The sequence below is a fragment of the Bacteroides sp. An279 genome (assembly GCF_002159615.1).
In the GTDB taxonomy this organism is placed as follows: Bacteria; Bacteroidota; Bacteroidia; order Bacteroidales; family Bacteroidaceae; genus Phocaeicola; species Phocaeicola intestinalis.
Genome location: NZ_NFJA01000130.1, coordinates 1 through 6,531, shown reverse-complemented (window position 1 = coordinate 6,531; position 6,531 = coordinate 1). Strand labels below are relative to the sequence as shown.

Annotated in this window: 3 protein-coding genes and 1 pseudogene; 1 reads left to right on the top strand and 3 read right to left on the bottom strand. The window is 45.3% G+C overall.

Annotated features, from left to right (window positions below):
* Positions 1–214: 214 nt before the first annotated feature.
* Together B5F78_RS15450 and rlmD are read right to left on the bottom strand one after the other, a co-directional pair.
* Positions 215–1,138, bottom strand: a complete 924-nt coding sequence (locus tag B5F78_RS15450; protein WP_087407154.1) for an RluA family pseudouridine synthase — start codon at positions 1,136–1,138, stop codon at positions 215–217.
* A 12-nt stretch (positions 1,139–1,150) separates the two neighbouring features.
* Positions 1,151–2,575 (bottom strand): 23S rRNA (uracil(1939)-C(5))-methyltransferase RlmD, encoded by a 1,425-nt coding sequence (gene rlmD / locus B5F78_RS15445; protein WP_022040111.1) that lies wholly within the window; start codon positions 2,573–2,575, stop codon positions 1,151–1,153.
* Between the two features lie 445 nt (positions 2,576–3,020).
* Between rlmD and ppdK the strand changes: the two genes are divergently transcribed.
* The gene (gene ppdK / locus B5F78_RS15440) at positions 3,021–5,741 is read left to right on the top strand and encodes a pyruvate, phosphate dikinase (protein WP_087407153.1); all 2,721 of its coding nucleotides are present in this window, start codon (positions 3,021–3,023) and stop codon (positions 5,739–5,741) included.
* A 346-nt stretch (positions 5,742–6,087) separates the two neighbouring features.
* Here the strand turns inward: ppdK and B5F78_RS15435 are convergent.
* Positions 6,088–6,390: pseudogene (locus tag B5F78_RS15435) on the bottom strand (GNAT family N-acetyltransferase); the annotation flags it as partial.
* Positions 6,391–6,531: the final 141 nt, after the last annotated feature.

Genomic DNA, 6,531 nt, shown 5'->3' with positions numbered 1-6,531 from the left:
TGACGAAGAACAGGAGCGAAAAAGACCAAAAAATCGCCCAAAGCACACACGAAAACGGATACATCAAGCCAAGAAAAACTTTTTGGAGAAATTCAAAACAGCTTCTTAGAATCTGTTTAAACTTTGCTTAGGTTTATTTTGCAAATTGTATTCGTCGGATAGCCCGCTATCATTCTCATAAAATCGAGAAAACATCCTCGAAAACAGTTTTTTCTTATCTTCTTAGCATCAATGTCTTGAAAGGAGTGGGGTATGGGGTCTCAAACTCCATCCATTCGTGTGTTACTGGATGGTAAAAACACAATTTAAAGGCATGAAGGGCCAATCTTTCCAACGGATTCATTTCGCATCCATAACGTTCGTCTCCTACAACGGGATGCCCTAATGATTGCATGTGTACGCGAATCTGATTTTTCCGCCCCGTTTCCAGTTGCAATTCCAATAACGAAAAGCCATTGGCACGCTTGATGGTGTGATAATGAGTCACCGAATATTTGCCTCCGTCATCTGTCGGAGAGGAGCTTACGTATAGCTTACGGTCGGTAAGCCAAGAACATACCGTGCCTTCATCTTGTTCCATCTCTCCTTGTACAATTGCTACATAGCGGCGGTCGCGCACAAGGTCGTGCCAGTTATCACGTAATGTATGCTGCGTTTTTTCATCTTTGGCATACATCATAATACCTGATGTTTCCCTATCCAGACGGTGGACGACATAAATCCGGTTCCCTTTATGAATCCGTTTTACATACTCATTTAATATATGTTGTGCCGTCCGCTCTTTTTGACGTTCTGTAGCAACCGAGAGCAACCCTTCTTTTTTTTCGACAACGATGATGTATGCATCTTCATACAAAATCTTCAGCATCGGATGATGGAATTCGTGTTTGTGCTTTTCCCGGCTGATTTGCACACACATGCCCGGTTGCAACGGATAATTGTAAAGCGTCTGAATCGTATTGTCCACCAATACCACCCGGTTAGTCAATAAAGCTTTAACCCGTGTGCGGCTTATTCCTGCCATTTTCTTCATCAGGAATTCCATCAATCCGGCAGGTTCGGTTACCCGGTAAGTTGTATATTTCGAAGTAGCATGCGCCTTAATAGGCTTGTTTGTCTTAAAGTCTTTTATTGCCACGTCTATTATTTTTTAATGAATTTTCTTTTCTAACAATACCACATTTTCCACATGATGCGTATGTGGAAACATATCTACCGGCTGGACTGCCTTTACTTTATATTTCACATCGAGTAACTGCAAATCGCGGGCTTGTGTAGCCGGATTGCAACTCACATAAACGATGCGTTCCGGTTCTGCCGCCAATATCACCTGAATGACATCGCCATGCATGCCTGCCCGAGGCGGGTCGGTAATGATCACGTCGGGCCGTCCATGCGTGCGGATAAAATCTTCGGTCAGGATATCTTTCATATCGCCTGCATAAAACAAGGTATTCTTTATGCCGTTCAATTCTGAATTGACTTTGGCATCCTCTATCGCTTCGGGCACATATTCGATTCCTATTACCTTTTTAGCCTGACGGGAAACGAAATTAGCGATGGTTCCGGTTCCGGTATACAAATCATATACCAGCTCATTGCCCGTTAATCCGGCAAAGTCACGGGCTACCTTATATAAATTATAAGCTTGTTCTGAATTGGTCTGATAGAATGACTTGGGACCTACCTTGAACCGAAGCCCTTCCATCTCTTCGAAAATATGGTCTTTCCCTTTGAATACGCATACATCCAAATCGCCGATTGTATCGTTGCATTTGTTATTGACCACATATAATAAGGAGGTGATTTGAGGGAACTTGTCCGCCACAAATTGAAGGAGTTCCTTCATTTTCTCCAATTCCTCGTCATTCACAATCTTGCATTGCAACAAGACCATCAACTCTCCGGTAGAAGAAGTGCGTACCATCATATTGCGCAACATGCCTTCTTGCGTGCGCAGGTTGAAAAAAGCATACTGATGTTCGTATGCATAGTCGCGGATAGCGTTGCGGATTTGATTGGAAATATCATCCTGGAGCCAGCATTTCTCGATGGCAAGTACTTTGTCGAACGCACCGGGGATATGAAAACCCACCGCATTCATCTGCTCGTATTTCACATCCTGCTTCACTTCTTCTTCGGTCAGCCAACGCTTGTTCGAGAATGTGAATTCCAGCTTATTGCGATAATACATCGTCTTTTCCGAACCGATGATGGGGCTGATTTCCGGCAATTCGATTTTCCCGATGCGGGTCAGATTGTCATACACTTGTTTTTGCTTGTACCGAATCTGGTCGGCATACGCCAGACATTGCCACTTGCATCCGCCACACACACCGTAATGCTCGCAAAACGGCTCTACACGCATCGGAGACTTTTCGTGCAACTTTACGGCTACAGCTTCCGCATAATGGTTTTTCTTCCGCTTGACTTGCAAATCGACAACATCGCCCGGCACTACGTATGGCACAAAGATGACCAAATCATTCACCTTGGCAACAGCTTTTCCCTCTGCCGCCACATCCGTTATCGTTACCTTTTCCAGTAAAGGAAGTTCTTTCTTCTTTCTTGTCACGTTGTTTTTCTAATAAATCAAGTTTGCGTGCAAAGGTAAGCATTTTCCTTCATATTCCGGAAAGATTTTAAAGGAAGTCCGAATTTATCCGCATTTATTTTTCACATCCCTGCATAATTTCCCCCAAACTCTTGACAACCGCCTTCCCGGATGGTATCATTGCGAGACGCAGCCGGTTGCGGAAGCCCGCGGATACAGGTGCGGAGGCAAGCGCATATAGGTGCATACGTTGCAAGATTATTAATCTTACACCAGACGAAGCTATCTATATGGCCAGCCAATCATAATGGTATGAAAAAGCCTGAGAGCCGCTTTTGGCAAGTCTGTTTGTCAAAACATGCCCAAAAACACCTTATTTGTATTTGATATGTTGCAAATTTTCCATAGCTTTGCAGACACTCTACTTATGAGAAACATAATAACCTAATAAATCTTACCAAAAGAAATGGAAACAAAAAGAGTTTACACCTTCGGAAACGGACATGCCGAAGGAAAAGCAGACATGAGAAACCTGCTGGGCGGTAAAGGCGCTAACCTTGCTGAAATGAACCTGATTGGCGTACCTGTTCCTCCCGGTTTCACCATTACTACAGAAGTTTGTAACGAATATTTCGAAAAAGGCAAAGACGATGTAGTAGCTCTGTTGAAAGATGACGTCGAAAAGTCTATTGCGGGAGTCGAAACACTCATGAAATCAAAGTTCGGTGATGTAGAAAATCCGTTGCTCGTATCTGTACGTTCGGGTGCACGCGCGTCTATGCCGGGCATGATGGACACTATCCTGAACTTGGGGCTGAATGACGAAGTGGTTGCCGGATTGGCACGCAAGACAGGCAACGAACGTTTCGCATGGGATTCATACCGCCGTTTCGTGCAGATGTATGGCGATGTTGTATTGGGCATGAAGCCTGCCAATAAAGATGATATCGACCCGTTCGAGGCGATTATCGAAGACGTGAAGAAGAAGAAAGGGGTCCGCTTGGACAATGAACTGGAAGTGGACGACCTGAAAGAACTGGTAAGACGCTTCAAGGAAGCTGTTAAGACTCAAACCGGTAAAGAATTCCCTGCCAATGCTTACGAACAATTGTGGGGAGCTATCTGTGCCGTATTTGATTCGTGGATGAACGAACGTGCTATCCTTTACCGGAAAATGGAAGGCATACCGGCTGAATGGGGTACTGCCGTAAACGTACAGGCAATGGTATTCGGAAACATGGGCGACACGTCTGCTACCGGCGTTTGCTTCTCTCGTGATGCCGCTACAGGCGAAGACCTCTTCAACGGTGAATACCTGATTAACGCCCAAGGCGAAGACGTAGTGGCAGGTATCCGCACGCCGCAACAGATTACTAAAATCGGTTCTCAACGCTGGGCGCAACTGCAAGGCATTTCAGAAGAAGAACGTGCCAGCAAATATCCTTCGATGGAAGAGGCCATGCCGGAAATCTATAAAGAACTTGACGAGCTGCAGACCAAACTGGAAAACCACTATCATGACATGCAGGATATGGAATTCACAGTACAGGAAGGAAAACTTTGGTTCTTGCAGACCCGTAACGGAAAGCGTACAGGTGCTGCCATGGTGCGTATCGCCATGGAGATGCTGGAACAAGGCTTAATCGATGAAAAGACAGCTGTCTTGCGTTGCGAACCGAATAAGTTGGATGAACTGCTTCACCCTGTATTCGATAAAGAAGAACTCCGTAACGCTAAGGTCTTGACTCGCGGACTTCCCGCTTCTCCGGGTGCTGCTACAGGTCAAATCGTATTCTTTGCAGAAGATGCGGCTAAATGGCGTGCCGATGGTCATCGGGTGGTTATGGTACGTATCGAAACTTCTCCCGAAGACTTGGCTGGAATGACCGTTGCTGAAGGTATCTTGACCGCACGTGGCGGTATGACTTCACATGCTGCCGTAGTGGCTCGCGGTATGGGTAAATGCTGTGTGTCGGGTGCAGGAGCTATCAATGTAGACTATAAAGCCCGCACGGTAGAAATCGATGGTGTCGTGCTGAAAGAAGGTGACTATATTTCCTTGAACGGTAGTACAGGCGAAGTTTATCAGGGTGAAGTGCCTACCAAGGCAGCTGAAGTATCAGGAAACTTTGCAAAACTGATGGACTTGTGTAACAAATATACCCGCTTGCAGGTACGTACCAATGCCGATACTCCCCACGATGCGGAAGTAGCCCGTAAGTTTGGTGCCGTAGGTATCGGACTTTGCCGTACGGAACACATGTTCTTTGACAATCAGAAGATTATCGCTATGCGTGAAATGATTCTGGCACCGGATGAAGAAGGACGCAAGAAGGCACTTGCTAAGTTGTTGCCTTACCAGAAGAATGACTTCAAGGGCATATTCAAAGCAATGGACGGTTATCCTGTAAATGTACGTTTGCTCGACCCGCCTTTGCATGAATTCGTTCCGCACGACCAGAAAGGCCAGGAGGAAATGGCGAAAGCGATGGGTGTTACGGTAGATTATATCCACCAGCGTGTAGAAAGCCTGTGCGAGCACAACCCGATGTTAGGTCATCGCGGATGCCGCTTGGGAAATACTTATCCCGAAATTACCGAAATGCAGACGGAGGCTATTTTGGGTGCCGCTTGTGAGCTGAAGAAAGAAGGTTACGACCCGCATCCTGAAATCATGGTTCCGTTGATTGGTATCTTGTACGAATTCGAAGCACAGGAAAACATCATCCGCGCTACGGCTAAAAGAGTTTTCGAACAAGAAGGTATAGAAGTTCCGTTCAAGGTAGGTACGATGATTGAAATTCCACGTGCGGCTCTGACCGCTAACCGCATCGCTTCGCATGCTGAATATTTCTCATTTGGAACGAATGACTTGACGCAGATGACATTTGGCTATTCGCGCGATGATATCGCTTCCTTCTTACCGGTTTATTTGGAGAAGAAGATTCTGAAAGTAGACCCGTTCCAGGTACTTGACCAGAACGGTGTAGGCCAGCTTATCCAAATGGCAGTAGAGAAAGGCCGTTCAGTACGTCCTGATTTGAAATGCGGTATCTGTGGCGAACATGGAGGCGAGCCTTCATCAGTGAAGTTCTGCGATAAAGTAGGATTGAACTATGTCAGCTGTTCTCCATTCCGTGTGCCTATCGCACGTTTGGCTGCGGCGCAGGCTGCTATTGAGAGATAAAGCAAGATAGCTAACTATTGGTAAGATAGGCGGCAGGTGTGGGAAAAAACACCTTGCCGCCTATCATCGTTAATGGGGTATGTACAATCTGATATGCTTGTTAGCGTATAGTATCGATATCGAAAGTTTTTTATAGTCAAAAGTGGGTAATTGGGCAGCAGATAAAAATGTATCCACATTACTAAGGCTAACGACAAAAAGGAAAACATGTCTATTCAAAAGACGTGTAATACCCTTATGTGTTACAAGGAATATTTCAGCGAACATTCGGACATGGATTTGGATGCATTCTTAGGCTTCATCCTTAACAATGTTGTAATGATATACATTTCTGCAGACTCATTCCATAAATACCTGTTTTTCGGAAACCTGCCTTTTCCAATGCCCGCATGGAGGCAAAATTGCCGGCATAGACCTTAGCAAAAATCCGCACGACATCGGTTTGGCTGAAATAATCGCTGACAGCTTGACGCAAAGCCTGCGTCATAATCCCTTTATTCCAATAGGGTTCGGCAATCCAATAACCTATTTCCGCATTAAAGCGTTCCACGTCTGTGCCTCTGTCGAAACTGATGTTTCCGGCAGCTTCCGCATTTATTTCAATGCAATAATTATTTTGTACCTCTTGGACCTTGATGTATCGTATGAATGCGGCTCGTTGAGTACCAGCATGATTTTATTTAATGAATGTCCGCAATTAGCCAATTCGACTGAGTTGAAAATGCAGTAGTACTGCGTTTGCCGATGCAGTATATATTCGTAGGCGGATGCAGTATATATTCAACCGCGA